This is a genomic window from Paenibacillus lautus (genome assembly GCF_050482385.1).
Lineage (GTDB): Bacteria > Bacillota > Bacilli > Paenibacillales > Paenibacillaceae > Paenibacillus_AQ > Paenibacillus_AQ lautus_B.
The window spans coordinates 35,137-50,024 of the sequence record NZ_JBCNHV010000019.1; the positions used below are offsets into that span (position 1 = coordinate 35,137).

The following is a 14,888-nucleotide window of genomic DNA, read 5'->3' on the forward strand; positions in this document are numbered from 1 at the left end:
ACGCACCGGACCACGCACCGGACTATCACCCCGCTTAGACTAACAAGGCAATGAGTAGAAATCCACCTGATAACCGAGCGTCTGCCAATGGATCGCAATATCATTCAATATGTCCAAACTCCACTCTTGCTCCTTGGTCGATAGGCCTTCCTAACGGACTCAGAATACCTTATTTATCGAATAACAGCGCTTTTGTAGGGGGCAGCGGACCCAGAGGACCTTATTTGCCGTCTTACTCGGTATTTGCCCCCGTAATTCGCACAATAGCGGATCTGGAGTCCGGAAGATGGTAAATAACCGCGTTATAACCTCAAATAACGGATCTACGGTCCGTTAAAAGCTGACATTAGTCTCTTGAGCACTACTGATCTGCGATGAAACCTGCGTTTTCCCGTTAAGTAATCCCAAATCATGGCGAGGGGCCCGATTAACCAAGGAGCAGTCAACGAAATTAGCGACACCCCGTTATATCCCTGCACCCCATCAGCGAAATGGCGACATCCGGTTATATCCGACGCCACAAAAGTGAGCTCCCCCAACTCCCAAAGAGCAACCGCAGCCTCCCATCACATCTGATATCCGATGCCGTCGTGGTCATTGCTTTAGGTGAATCTCACTGCTCCATATGGCACCCACTCAACTCCCCATCTACTTCCTCCCCATCACCACCCCGATCTTCCCCTCATGAACCTCCACCTTGTATTTCTTCACCCGGATGCGGTCGCTGAACAGCGACTTGCCTGTCTGCAGGTCAAACTCCCAGCCATGCCAGGGACAGCGGACGATCTCGCCTGTCCGGCCGTATTCGTAGTCGTATACTTCCGAAGGAAGCGTCGTACCGGAGACCAGGCCTGCGCAGATCGGCGCCCCCTGATGCGGGCAATAGTTGAGAATCGCATGATACTCGCCGTTGACCCGATAGATGCCGATTTCGCGTCCCTCAATGTTCACGACCGCGTGCCCACCCTCCGGGACATCATCCTCCGCCAGCACGTAATGTACCGCCATACATGTCACCACCTTGCCTTCAACCTCTGTTAGTTGGATGAGCTTGTTATTCACCTCGTACCCAGTTAATTGAATGAGTTTGTCTTTCACCCTCATGCTATTCATCCAGAGAATCTTAGTTGACCCCAGCCAAACCCATTACATCCGGTTAATCGAGTTAAAGCATCTACGCTGTCCACACCGTTAATAATAATTAGTCCAATTTCTCAAATTACTCAATTTAGCTAAGGTCTATATAATCCAGGCAGCCCAAACAGCCGAACAGCCGAATTTTATCTACTCATAATCAGCAGAGTTAACAGTTGTTGTACATTCATAGTTGATCAGTTTCAGTCATGCAAAGCCTACTTCAATCATGCAAGTCACCGTAGACCATCCAAGCCAGCCTCGACCATGCAAACCTACTTCGTCCATGCAAGCTTTGCTTCAGTCATGCGAACCAGTTTCATCAGACCACTTATCTTCCTCCATCCACTCAATCCAATCGGTACAGCTGTTTCGCATTCTCGTAAAAAATCTTCCGCCGCGCCTCCGGCTTCAGCCCCCGCAAAATATGGCTTGGCGAGTCGAAGTCCCAATGCGGATAGTCACTGGAATAGAGCAGCATGTTCTCGGCATCCATCATGTCGAAGAGATCGATGAGATGCTGTGGATTGTCCGGCTCCTCGATCGGCTGCGTCGATAAATAGCAGTGATCTCGGATGTATTCGCTCGGCATTCTCGTCAGCCAGGGCACGGTAGAGCGGAGGGCCTTATAGTTTTTGTCCAGCCGCCACATTAGGCCCGGCAGCCAGGCCACTCCGCCTTCAACCAGAACCACCTTCAGGTTCGGGTACTTCACGAATACGCCTTCGCATACCATGCTCACCAGATGCGCCATGAACATCTGGGAGAGGCAGGTGTGCCACTCAATGTAGCGGGTCGGGTAACCAGCCGCGGTGGGAGCCGTCGTGCTCCCGCCGCCTTCCGCTCCCGGGTGAATCGCTACAGGGAGACCCTTGCGCTCCGCTGCTTCGTAGATCGGGTGATAATGACGCTGACCCAGCGGCGAACGCGCCGCGCTGGAGATCATCACCTCCACGATATCCGGATGGCCGCCGATCCGGTCGATCTCGCGTGCCGCCAGCAAAGGGTCCTGAGTCGCTACCGCCATTGCGCCTTTGAATGCTTTATGTTTGCCGAGCCACTCGGCGATCAGATAATCGTTATAGGCCGAGCAGATCGCTGCCGCATAATCCGGATCATGCGTGGAAGAGATATTATAGACGACTCCCGTCAATACGGCATAATCCAGATTGTAGCCTTCTATCAACTGCTTGATCATATAATCGGGATCGGAACCGGCTTTGCCACCCCCTGGAGGGATCGAGTCCTTTTTCATCACGCCGATTGGCGAGTAATACCCGGAGCCTGCATAACCGATGCCGGATGCGGCTACCCGGGAGCGCCAGGGCTCCTGCAAATATGGAAGCAGCGCCCTGTCGTCCTGCTCGTTATGAACGTCGACATCGATAATTTTCATATCGTCCATTGCCTGATTCCTCCAATCTCCATAAGGAATTACTTGCCGCCGTATGTGCGCGTATAGGCGGTGTTGTACATAGTAAGGAGTTCATCGGAGCCGAGTTTCTTGGCCTGGTCAATAAATTGCTGATAGGTGGTGTCGTTAATCGGGGTTTTGCCGGTCACGAACTCCGTCACCTTCTGCTCAAGGAATTTGTTCAGATTGTTCAGCTTCGATTTCTCGAGCTCCAACTCCTCTTCCGTCTTGACAATCTGTTTCGGTGCCGGGACAATGTAGTGCTCATACCGGGCATTGATATCCTTGCTCTTCTCGCTTAAACCACGCTCCCACACTTCACGGGATTTAGCGTTATTCAGCGTGATCAGGTCATACCATACGCCCCAGTCCTTGCGCAGCGCATTAAACGGAGACTCGCCAAATTCCTTGTTATATACCGCTTTGCCGTCCTCCATCGTATACGTTTTGCCTTCGATTCCCAGGGACAAATAATTCGTTCCCTCTTCGCTGACCAAATAATCGAGGAATTGAACGGCACGCTCCTTATCCTTCACTTTGGCCGAGATCGCTCTGCCGACGGTGCCAACGACCGGACGGGAGAACTGATAGTTCTTGATCCCTTCGGCGGCAAAGGAAGGAATCGCGTCCAGCTCATATTCCGCCGTACCGGCCCCCCTCGCCTTGGCAACCAAGGATTCCAGATCGGCCTTCCAGAAAAACGTTACCAAGGATTTTCCCGTTAATATCCGCTCCTCCCACTGCGCTTGCGTCAGCAGTGAGAATTCCGGATCCAGCAATTTTTCCGCATACAGCTTATTCAGATAGACCAGCATATCCTGATAATTCTCATGGTAAGGCGCGAACGCATATTGATCCGTGGTCGGATCCAGATTGTAGAAACCGCTAATCCCCGTGAAGATACGCCCGAAAGTCGTATACAGCCCCGTATCGCCAACGATGGCGTTGGATATGAGCGGATAGGAATCTGGAACCTTTTCCTTCAATGTTTTCAGATACTGATAAAATTCGTCCACCGTAGTCGGTGCCTGTATCCCATGCTGATCCATGATGTCCTTGCGGGCATACCAGATAAAGTTGAAGCCCTTGCCTTCCGCATCCCCTTCCAATACGGGTACGGTGTACAAGCCTCCGTCCGTGCCCGTTGCCAGCGCCTTGGCCTCGGGATATTTTTCGTAAAAGGCTTTAAGATTCGGTGCCCGATCCAAGTAATCATTTAGGTTCAGGAATACCTTCTCCGGCCCATGCTCCCTGCCGTCCTGCGTCGGCACCTGGATAAAATCCGTGGCGGTGTTGGTGGCAATCATGATTTGCCTTTTCTCCTCAAGCCCTTCCTGACTTACGATCTGGAACTTCACTTTGACGCCCGTCTTCGCCTCGATCTCTTTGAAAATCTCCCAGTCATCCCGAACCTTGCCCTCCACCCGGTCGTATACGAGCCATGAAAAAGTAACCGGTTTGTCAGGACTTAACGTTCCCGAATCATCCTTGCTTCCGCCGGAGCATCCGGCCAGTAACGCGCAAAGCAGGATCATGGCAAGTGCCGTTCTGAACCCCTTTCGCCTCATTCCCTAACCTCCTTTTTATCTTCACAACCTATAGAGACGGATTTGCTTGAAATCCATAACTACCCCTTAATGCCGCCAATCATCGTGCCCTGTACAAAATATTTCTGGATAAACGGATAGACGCATAGGATCGGCAGCGTACCGATCATGATCATGGCGTATTTCAACGTCTCCAGATGCGTCAGGTCCCCTTCACCCTGCACATTCGTACCAGCGATCAGGATGTTGCGCATCATGATCTGCAGCGGGTACATCTCCCGGTCATTCAGATAGATCAAAGCGCTGAAAAAAGAATTCCATTGATTCACCGCCGTGAACAGGCCGATCGTGACCATCACCGGCACGGATAAAGGCAGCACGATCCGCACTAAAATCTGCATGGACCCGCATCCGTCGATGGCAGCTGCGTCCTCAAGCTCCTCCGGCAGCGCCTCGAAGAATGTCCGCATGATAAACAGATACCATGTGCTGATTAGTGACGGGAGCACGATCGCCCAGATCGTATCGAGCATCCCCAGCTTCTGAACGATCAGGAAGGTTGGAATCATGCCGCCGCTGAACAGTAGTGTGAACGCCGCCATCAGCAGAATCACTCTCCGCCCGGGCAGCCACCGCTTCGCAAGCGGGTATGCCATTGCGGAGGTCGCAATCAGCGTCAACACCGTTTGAAGAAATGTATATCGAATGGTGTTCCAATAACTGACCCAGAGGTCCGGGTTATAGATAAGCTGCTCGTAAGCGATCAGCGTAATCTTTTTCGGCCATAGCAGTACGGCGCCACTCGCGACCATGGCATTGTTGCTGATGGAAGCCGAGAATACGTAAAGCATCGGATAAGCCATTACCATGATCAGCACAATCATGAACAATACATTGAATACGTCAAACAGCTTCGAGGCGAAGCTTTCCTGCTTTTTCATCGCGCACCTCCCTTACCACAGGCTGGTCTCCGAATATTTGCGTACGATCCGATTGGCCGCAACGACCAGAATGAAGCCAATTGCCGACTGGAACAGGCCTACCGCGGTCGCGAAGCTGAAATCGGCATCCAAGATGCCCCGCCGGTACACAAAGGTGTTAATGACATCCGAGGTTTCATAATTCATCGTGTTGTAGATCAATAGTATTTTCTCGAAGCTGGCCTCCATGAAATTACCGAGCGACAGCACGAACAGAATAATCATGACCGGCACCATGCCGATGAACGTAATATGTCTGACCTGCTGCCACCGGTTCGCCCCATCCATCTTGGCGGCTTCATACAGCGTCGGATCGATTCCGGCAATCGCAGCCAGATAGAGAATGGTGCCCCATCCCACCTTCTGCCATATTTCGGAGCCCACATACACCGTCCGGAACCACTCCGGCATGCCTAGAAACATGATCGGCTCGATGCCAAGCAGCTTGACGAGCAGATGGTTCACCACGCCCGTGGTGGGAGACAGGAAGGTCACGAGAATGCCCGCGATCACGACGGTGGATAGGAAATGCGGCATATAGCTGATGTTTTGCACAAACCGTTTGAACCATTTGCTCTTCAACTCATGGAACAGGATCGCCAGAATGATCGGCGCCGGAAAATGAAACAGAAGATCGTACACATTCAGCATGATCGTGTTGCGAATCAGCTTCCATGCATCGGGGGTGACATAGAAGAATTCAATCAAATGCTTGAATCCGACAAACTTGCTTCCCAAAATGCCCCGGCCGATCGAATAGTCCTGGAAGGCGATGATGATGCCGTACATCGGCGCGTACTTAAATATCAAGTAGTACAAAATGCCGGGCAGCATCAGCAAGTACAACGCTTTATGTTTTCTCAGAACATAGCCGATCCGTGATAGCTGCGCCAATAATCCCCACCTCCGATTGAAAGCATTTACATTCGTTTGTTGTTGTCCCCACTATACGAGCCGTACTCACTTCGCGTAAAGCAAACATCTTTTCCTTGAGACACATGTTTTGCACTGCCTGTGCCGCAAGGCTTCCAGCCTGTTCCATGCAAAAAAAGAGACTTCAGAAAATAATGCAGTCTCTTCTTTCCTATTGGTGAAAACTCCGGTATTTGGCGGGCGTAATGCCTTCATATCGGCGGAAAGCCCGGATCAAAGAATTTCGGCCCCAATACCCGACCTTCTCGGCAATTTCGTCAATTTTCAAATCGGTTTCAAGCAAAAATTGCTTCGCCTTCATCAGCCGGTACTTCGCGATATATTCCACGTACTTCTCGCCGACCTCCTCCTTGAAGGTCCGGCTGAAATGCCCGATGGACATATTCAACATGCCGGCAAAATGCTCGATCGACAGCTCTTGATCATAATGCTCATGAATGTATTCCACAATCTCCATAAACTGTTGACCCCGGCTGCTGGAAGTCGGCTTCCGGAACAGAAAACCATGAATCTCCGTAAAGCAGCACGTCAGCTCGTCCCATGTCATGCAGCGATTCATTCGTTCGAACAGACCCGAGTAATACGGAACGTTGAGTTCATTGCGCTCCGATTCCACGGCCCGAATCCAGGTGTTGAGCACATCGGCAAGCAGATATTTCATCTGCATGGCAGATGCATCCTTGCCCGTTCCCTCCTCCAGCAGAGCAAGCACGGAATGAAGCAGCTTGTCATACTCCCTCGTTTTGTACTGATTGAGAATCCGCTGAACCTCCTGTACGGATAGAAAAGAATCCCACTGCTGCAGCTCCCGGGAAGGCTGACTGCTGCAAATCTCCACCGCGGAATGCAGCCCCCGGTACTTCAGCATGGCCAGCGCATGCTCATAGGACTGGTGCAGCTCTTCAATGGCATGAACGGTCTTTCCGATACCGATGGTCGCTTTATAATAAGCACCGTATTCGAGAAAAACGTCCCGAACCTGCTCCGCTACTTTTTCAGGATAATTCTCCGTAATGGGACCATGCTCCACGATGCACGCTATCAGATCCGGCCTTGTCTGGCAGATCCAGACCATGCCATGTGCCAGCCGATGAATCTTGTCCTTCAGCTCTGTCAGCAAAAAAGTCTTGGTGGATTCCGATGCGGACTCGTAAACGGTTGGATCATAATGGAACGAGATGCACAGGACGGTTCTTGCCGCCTTATGGCTGTAGGCAAACTCAATCTCCTTGGCATAGTACTCAATCGATAAAGCATCGCGGTATTGCCCCAGCAGGATTTTCGTAAAAAACTGCTCCTGCACAATCGGAAGCATCCCGTTCACCATCTGGAACAGCTCTTTATTCTCCGTCATAATGAACTGGGAATAGCGTTTGATGACATCAAACTCATTTTCTTCGTGGCCGACCTCCCCGTTCGGAGCGTGATGCAGCTTCAATCCATCCTTGATCTCCCGGATCGGCCGGTATAAGCGCCGGCTCAAATAGTACGAGGCAAGTGCCCCGACGATAAGAAAGAACAGGAGGAACAACCAGCAGATCCATCGGGTCATATAGACCGGCTTCATCAATGTACCCAAATCGATCATGCTGATATAATGCCAGGACTCGTCAAAGCCGGATGCCATGAAGGACAGCCCCGTCTTGTCCGATATCGTGAATTGCGAAGCAATGCCCTCTGTACGTATTCGCTGCTGCAGGGCAAGCTGGTCCTGCTCGGTCAGTCCGTTCTGGGCTATCACTTTGGCCGTATCGTCCACAATCGCCGTGCCCGTAACCCAGCTCTCCGGAATATGGATCTTCTCCTGAAGCTTGTCTCGTTTCACTTCGACCAGGAGATAGACTTCAGGAGCCGCGGTATTAAACGGGTAGCTCATGGAAGCCGTCAACGTGTCGGGGGTATCCATAAAGTCCATCATTTTTTTGCCGGATAATTCAGCTTCCAGCTGATGGCGGCGGTTCAGATCCAAAGGATAATGGGAATGGAAATAATACGCTTTATTCGTGTAGGTTTCGGCATCCATCATCAAATCCTGGTGAACAAAATAATAATAGGCCCTCTCGACGAGATCATCCGATTCCAACTGCTGCAGCTGCTCCCGCAGGGAATGAAGCAGTTCCGGAAGCAGCTGGCTTTCCGGCGAAGAAGCCATGGGAGCGAGAAGCACGCTCCGTAATCTGGAGGTGCTGAGGATATTAATCATGCTCGTCTTCAAGGACTGAAGCTCGGTGTCCGTCTGCTCGGAGAATCGGTTCATCATCACTTGATTGAAACGTTCGGCGTCCTTCTCGATGATGCGAACGACCAGCACCTGGGCAAGAACCGACGCAACAATGACGGGGATGAGAATGAGGAGAAAATAGTTGGCGAACAGCCTCCAAAACAGGGTCTTCCTTCTGGGAGGCGGAGAATCGGTATCCCCCGGCTCAGGTGATCGGTTAGGCGGCGTCCTTCGCTTCATAAATGTCCCCCCTTGTATTTAAAATTGCAAGTAACAGGGCTTGCATTTACGTTTATCATATTTTGATGTAAGTTATATTATTCGCTGCAACTTCTGTGCATGGAGTTTGCACAAAAATGACGTTTACTGGACAGGTTTGCTTCCATAGCAAAAAGGACCAGGAATCTCCTGGCCCTCTCGAAAACGAGAATATCTTTTTTTCCTTGCCCGTGTTCACTTACTCGTATTCAAATACCGCATCCGGCGTCAGGGTGACATTCGGCGCATAACTCGGCATCTGACCGGTCTCTTGCAAATATTGCTCAACAATCCGAGCGGCATCTACCAAAGAGCTAAGCAACCAGTCCTCATAAAGTCTTCCGAACTTTTTGTGAAGCCATTCTGAAGTATATTCATTCGAAAGGGTGAACAGGGAGTAGATTTCACGGACGGTATTGGTATGCTTGCGACCGTAATCATCCGTCCAAGTCACCTTTTTATTCAAATCCACCTTACGGATATCCTCCGTTTTGGTCGACAGGATGCCATTCTTGTATTGGTAATAAATCCGCAAAGATTTTTCGTATTCATGGCCTTTTAGCAGCTTCCAACCAGCCATGCTTCCGGTCGCAGGGACCGATGACATTTTGCTTTTCCCTGAGCTTCCGGTGTTGCCGCCGCTCGTTGCTTTCTTCGGCTCGCCCTTCACAACGAATTGTGCCGCACCCAGCGTCACGGTCATTTGCTGCTTGGATGCGTCCCATTTCAGCTTTGCACCCAGTGCTGCCGTCAGCAGATCCGCGGATACGAGCGTCCCCCCTTTGTTCTGGATCGGAGCGCCTTTCATGTTCACGGTTTTGCCGTTGATTTTCGCTTGCTTGCTTCCTGCCTTAACGGTAAGCTCGGTCTGTCCTACGGTGATATCAAAGGTTTTGGAAGCAGCCTGATATTGGACCGAACCTCCCACGGCTTCAAACACCGGCTTCAGGGGCAGGTAGGTAATTCCCTTCTCCTGTTTGGCGTTCTCCAGCGGTTTGCCAAGTCCTGAAACGATTTTTACCGATTGCTTCTTGCCTGCAACTTCCACTGTCAGCGTGGACTCGCCCACGCCCATGATTCTATAGGTGCCTTTATCCGCTGCTTTGACCAAATGGGGCTTGTCTACGGATAACGAGATCATATTCGCCGGAATCTTGTGCTTTTCTCCGCTGCTGTACTGAAACTCAATCGTTGGCGTGATGGAGCTTCCCACCTTCGGCTTATTGTTCGCTACCTTTAAAGTGACGCCGATAATGCTCGGAACCGTCACATCATATAATTGTCCATTATCATACTCAGTCCAAGTCCCATCCGATAACCGGGCGAAAAAGCTCTTGGAACCTTCAATTCCCACAATCTCTTGTACTCCACTGATTCCCTTCAACGGGGTTATTTCGAATGTTTGCGAGAATACATCCAATCTCGCATTCCACACCGTTCCATCTTTTTTAACGAAAATCAGTTTCTGTTCTTTGCCAAAAGAGATGTCTGCCCCGTCAGGAATCAGGTTTTGGGACAGATAAGTCGTACTGCCGTTGATTCGAAGCGTACTGAACAGCACAAGTCTTCCGTCATTGTATAAAATAGCGGCGTAATCGCCGGCAACTTTGATTTTGCGAATGGCGTTCACATCCGCTGCTTGACCAAGCGTCACAGGTTCCGGGGTATAGGCATTATTATGATATAAGATTGTTCCCGACTGGGTAACGCCGCCGATAATTCCCTTATTCTCGTCAAAAACGCTTATTCCCTCAAAGCCTTTTACCGCTTGCGGCTTGGAGTTAACCATACGATGAACATTGCCGTCAGAGGTCAACCAGTATCCTTGTCCAACCTGTTTCACATGATTCGCACCCGCTACAGCCTGATATCCCGCTTCCCCCCACATCACGAGTCCACCTGCGTTATTGACGCCGAATCCATATCCGCTGGAGCCCGCGATGAACTTCAGATCACCACCCAGCGGAATCGGGATTGGGTTGATTGGAAGGCGGCTGTACGTAACCCAGACAGTACCATCCTCCATCAAAGGTGTGCCGTCAGGCAATAACATTGCAATCTTCGAGCTTGCCTTGCCCGACTCCCCATAAGCTGCCCCGGCCACGGTGGGAACCATCACGCAAACCGCCAACAGCAGAACCAACATTTTCTTGAACATGAATGAACCTCATCTCTTATCAGAATATACGTCTTTCAAATCTAGTAAATTTGGACCAGGAATATTATACCACTCGATAGAAACGAAGCCTAGATAAAAAGACAACCGGACATACATCCCATTCGAGAAGATGCATTATACGGCTGTCTTATAAATTTCGTTCCAATAAATTAGTACAATAAAATCAGACAGTTCATTCTGAACCGTTAGAATATGATCTAGCTCGCTTGATTTGCGCTGGCTGATATGACAGGCCTTCTCAGCGACAGTGACAGCCAGACACAGTGAACGGCCAGCACCAGCAAAAGGAACAGATCGTATCCGATAAATGCGTCACTATTGTCATTACCTACAAACTGGATAAAGTTGTGAAGGAAGTGGAAAAGAATCAGAGGAATAATATTTTTGTTCTTCACCATCAGCAAGGCCAGTACAGCGCCGATAAGCAGAGCATATACAATCTGTAAAATCGTTTGGAATGCATCCTGCCCTGACAAGACGTTCAATACATGCGTGACGGCGAACAGAATGCTGGAGGTAATGACCGCGGTTTTAATGCCTTTGGGCAGCAGCGTCTTCAGAATCAATCCCCGATAGATGCTCTCCTCCACAAAACCAACGAGCAGGGTAAAGAAGATAAAGAACAGGACTTCCGAAGCGCTGATATCGCGCATTCCTTTGAACGAGATGACAATCAGAATAAGGAGCAAGGGAGAATAGTAGACCCAACCGTTGGCTGGAATACTGCTGAGTTTACGGAAACCGAGCGCATTCCATTTCTTCTTCCATGTAAAATATGCGATCATCACCAGAGCGATGGGGATAAACGAGATCAGCACAGGCGAAGTGTAACTTAACTCTTTAATGGTGGCGTAAGCTCCGGCTGCAAATACGGCTAACAACAGCAGAACCTCGATAATGACTACGGTTAAAATCGGTCTTTTTTGTGAAAAAGAAGCCTTAGTTTTCCGGTTTGACATGGTTCAGATCCTTCCTCTCCATAATATCCTTCAGCCATTGTCGTTCCATCTGAAAATGGTTCAGTCCATACGCCAGAACCGATACCCGATAGTAATAATTCTCCGGATGTTCGATCTCCGCCAATTCTCCCGCCACGACGTTCTGCACCGCTTCAAGCATTTGAATTTCCTGATCCAGCTTAAATATGTACTCAGCCAATCGTTTTTGACGAATGCCTTCATCCAAATAATCAAAAAAGAAAATGCGGATCAGCTGCTCATTGCGCCCTGCCTGCATCGGTCCGGACAACCAGTCGAGAAAAGCCTTTTGACCACTGGGCCGCAGAGAATATAACTTCTTGTTCTTACTGTTATCCGTCTCGGTCAGCGTAACCATGTCCTTCTCTGCGAGTCTCTTGAGCGCAGGATAAAGACTACCGTAACTCGCTTTGTAGAAAGTGCCTACAGTGCTGTCGATTGTTTTCTTAAGATCATAGCCGCTCATTGTTCCTTCCATCAGCATGCCGAGGAGAATGTACTCCAGCAATATCATCACCACATTTCTCATAATGTATCCGTTCGATATATCTGTTTGATATATTTATAATTAGCTTTTTTTCGAAAAAAGTCAAGGGAAATTTTAACAAGTGATTCTTTTCTTCTGTTCATCCATCGCCATCCACAAAAAAACGCCCCCAGCATCTGTTACCAGACACGAGGGACGCGTATCGCTAGTTCATCTTTATTCCGTGCGTTCAAACACCTTAAACCTTCGATCTTCCTGCAAAGCCACCAACATATCATCATTCACTATATGGATTTCCGTACCTTCCTGAAGTTCATTGGAAGATAAATACGACCTTGTCATCTAACGATAAAAACAGGCTATAGCAGCTCATCCAGACGAGCCTTTAATTCTTCCGCATCATAGCGAATAAAAGCTCCATTCACCGTGCCGACCAATACCTCATGATCCGTTACGTTCAGCGCTCCGTTTCTGGCATATTGCTCTCGCAAATCCACGTTGCCGGTAATCACGTTATGCAATCTTCCCAAGCTTCTGCCGTCTTCCTTGTTCAACACCACAAGATCGCTTCCCAAACTCAGAATTAGGTAGCTATCCAGGATTCCATAGCTGCTGGCAACCAGATGGGATAGATCGTCACTCGCTTTGGAAGTAGTCTCCATCTTCCATATTACGCTGCCGCTCTCTTTATCTACGGCTGCCGGAATGCCATTCAAAGTAAGATAGACTCGCTCTCCCTCGATGACGCCGCGGGCGGCCTTACCATTCACAGTCCATATTTCCTTATCTTCAAGACGATCATACAACACGCTTTCGTAAGCGGTCGCCCCGCTGAAATACTTCCCGTTCAACGCGCGCTGCACCAATAGATACTGCTCATTCAGCACCTCGAACCGCTCCATCTCACGTGCTGGGTACACGCCTTCGCGCTCACCGGTTTCCGTATTGAGCAGAACCCACTCCTTGCCAAGCAGCATCCATCTTGTTGTCATATCCGCAGGCGCCACCGGATCGTAACGATATCCTCCAGTAAAATATGGATTTCGGTTCGGATCGTCCATTACCTTGTTCCCGAACTTGATATTCCATGCTGCTTTGCCGGTTACAGGATCGTACGCGTCAAGGCGTCCGTTCTGTTCAATGAGCACGTACGGGTCATCCGTACTTTGGTTTAACAAGCGGTGTTCGCCAGACAACGTCTTTTTCCAACGCAGTTTTCCGGTTTCCTGATCCAAAACGCTCAATACGCTTTGGGTTACGTTCAGATCGAGCGGTTCATCCAGAACTACTGTGGCTTGCGCAGCCGTCATCGTAAGGCCAAATTCATTCTTCGGCTTAACCTCCCATAACACTTTTCCATCGGATAACCGGATATGCCGCACGCGGGCTACATAATCCTTAACCTCCGGGTTATAGGCCGAGAACATGGTGACATGCTCCCTCTCCTTGTCCGTGACAGCCGTATACCAGCCAAAACCCGCATCTTCCTGCCACAGCTTCTTGCCGGTACGACGATCTATCGCATACAAGGATGAATTATCATGCATCCCGCTGTATCCGCCATCATCCCCCTTGAGGAGCAGGACATCCTCGTTTGCTTCAAGCAGGAAAGTGAAATTCAGATTGCCCTGATTTCGCCAGTCGGGCTCAGCTTCGATCGTCTTCTGCGGCGGTAAAACGGAAAAGTTGGAACGGGCAGGAGACACCCATTCACTAGCCGTCAGCTTTCCGGATGGTGAGAAGGTAGTTGTAAAAAACACATCCCGCAGCTCATATCTCCAGGTCTCACCGAGGATCATCGGTTTATTAGAGTCATACTCCTGATTCCGTGATGTCTCCCTCACCTGCGGCTCACCGAGCAGCTTTTTTACATACGCAGAAGTTGTTCCTTTCTTGAAAAGGAACTCCGTCACGCTGCGAACCACGTCCGTTGATACTTCGGAATTCCCATCGAGAATGCCGTCAGGCATCGTTTTCTTGCTTATTATGTCTTTCCCCTGTACCCACATCATTATAGGAAGATAGCCCTGATTATCCTCCATCCAGATGGAAGGACTCAGGAGCACACCGTACCAGTCCTTCCATTGCGCCACGGCAGTGAGTGACGTTCCGCTTACGGTTACCGGCCATTTAAGCCCGCTTCCGGGGGCAAGAAATAGACTGCCACTACTGCGCATTTGAAGCGAGACTGGCGAAATCTCTTTGCTTTGTGTTGCTTCCTTGGACACATACCATGTCGGGAGCCATAAGTCTCCCCGGGAATCGGATTTGATTAAAGCCAATTCCCCCTTCACGGAGGTAAGCCGGAGCGTTTCCCCCTTGGTGCCGTAATAGCTTACCTTGAGTTTTGTCAGATTGCTATTCTTACTAAGCGCATTAATAAATAAAGCAGTCTTCTGCTGAATCGTAACGCGTTGGCCGGATGTAAATCCCCCAGCTTCAGCAGCATCAGCGAATACGACATGAGCACTCTCCTGTGTTCGCTGAGCCGGATGTCCAACAAGTGAAATACAGACGGCTGCGGTTATTCCGATGAAAAATCGCTTTCGGATCGATATGCGTAAACTCACAGAAACCATCCTCTCCCATACAAGCCTATATAATGTAAACGCTATTATAAGGCAATCGGTTCCAAAATCAAAACAAAAAAACTCCCTTCCAGGAAAGGAGCCCATCCTAATTCTCTTTATTGTCGTCTACATTCACAAGAGGATCTCGTTAAAATGATTTCTGCAGCAAATTCACAATTAGCCGTCTT

10 protein-coding genes are annotated in these 14,888 nt (G+C 49.7%); all 10 read right to left on the reverse strand.

What is annotated here, in order from left to right; genetic code table 11:
* Nucleotides 1-648: 648 nt before the first annotated feature.
* The 10 genes from ABEW73_RS22890 to ABEW73_RS22935 all read right to left on the reverse strand — a co-directional run bounded on the left by ABEW73_RS22890 (nucleotide 649) and on the right by ABEW73_RS22935 (nucleotide 14,700).
* A complete protein-coding gene (locus ABEW73_RS22890) occupies nucleotides 649-1,008 on the reverse strand; it encodes a Rieske (2Fe-2S) protein (protein ID WP_430165828.1) in 360 nt (119 codons plus the stop codon).
* A 475-nt stretch (nucleotides 1,009-1,483) separates the two neighbouring features.
* Nucleotides 1,484-2,539 (reverse strand): amidohydrolase family protein, encoded by a 1,056-nt coding sequence (locus ABEW73_RS22895; protein WP_430165713.1) that lies wholly within the window; start codon nucleotides 2,537-2,539, stop codon nucleotides 1,484-1,486.
* A gap of 29 nt (nucleotides 2,540-2,568) precedes the next feature.
* Nucleotides 2,569-4,116: an extracellular solute-binding protein gene (locus tag ABEW73_RS22900; RefSeq protein WP_430165716.1), complete on the reverse strand. Its 1,548-nt coding sequence runs from the start codon at nucleotides 4,114-4,116 to the stop codon at nucleotides 2,569-2,571.
* A gap of 59 nt (nucleotides 4,117-4,175) precedes the next feature.
* A complete protein-coding gene (locus tag ABEW73_RS22905; RefSeq protein ID WP_430165719.1) occupies nucleotides 4,176-5,036 on the reverse strand; it encodes a carbohydrate ABC transporter permease in 861 nt (286 codons plus the stop codon).
* A 12-nt stretch (nucleotides 5,037-5,048) separates the two neighbouring features.
* Nucleotides 5,049-5,969: an ABC transporter permease gene (locus ABEW73_RS22910; protein ID WP_076322906.1), complete on the reverse strand. Its 921-nt coding sequence runs from the start codon at nucleotides 5,967-5,969 to the stop codon at nucleotides 5,049-5,051.
* Between the two features lie 190 nt (nucleotides 5,970-6,159).
* Nucleotides 6,160-8,469 carry a helix-turn-helix domain-containing protein gene (locus tag ABEW73_RS22915; protein WP_430165722.1) on the reverse strand — a complete coding sequence of 770 codons (2,310 nt, stop codon included), beginning with the start codon at nucleotides 8,467-8,469 and terminating at the stop codon, nucleotides 6,160-6,162.
* A gap of 217 nt (nucleotides 8,470-8,686) precedes the next feature.
* Complete coding sequence (locus ABEW73_RS22920) at nucleotides 8,687-10,645, reverse strand: stalk domain-containing protein (protein WP_430165725.1); 1,959 nt, start codon at nucleotides 10,643-10,645, stop codon at nucleotides 8,687-8,689.
* A 218-nt stretch (nucleotides 10,646-10,863) separates the two neighbouring features.
* A complete protein-coding gene (locus tag ABEW73_RS22925; protein WP_430165728.1) occupies nucleotides 10,864-11,625 on the reverse strand; it encodes a CPBP family intramembrane glutamic endopeptidase in 762 nt (253 codons plus the stop codon).
* The gene (locus ABEW73_RS22930; RefSeq protein ID WP_430165831.1) at nucleotides 11,606-12,157 is read right to left on the reverse strand and encodes a PadR family transcriptional regulator; all 552 of its coding nucleotides are present in this window, start codon (nucleotides 12,155-12,157) and stop codon (nucleotides 11,606-11,608) included. The genes ABEW73_RS22925 and ABEW73_RS22930 overlap by 20 nt, the downstream gene beginning before the upstream one ends.
* 332 nt (nucleotides 12,158-12,489) lie before the next feature.
* Nucleotides 12,490-14,700 (reverse strand): PQQ-binding-like beta-propeller repeat protein, encoded by a 2,211-nt coding sequence (locus ABEW73_RS22935; RefSeq protein ID WP_430165731.1) that lies wholly within the window; start codon nucleotides 14,698-14,700, stop codon nucleotides 12,490-12,492.
* Nucleotides 14,701-14,888 lie beyond the last annotated feature (188 nt).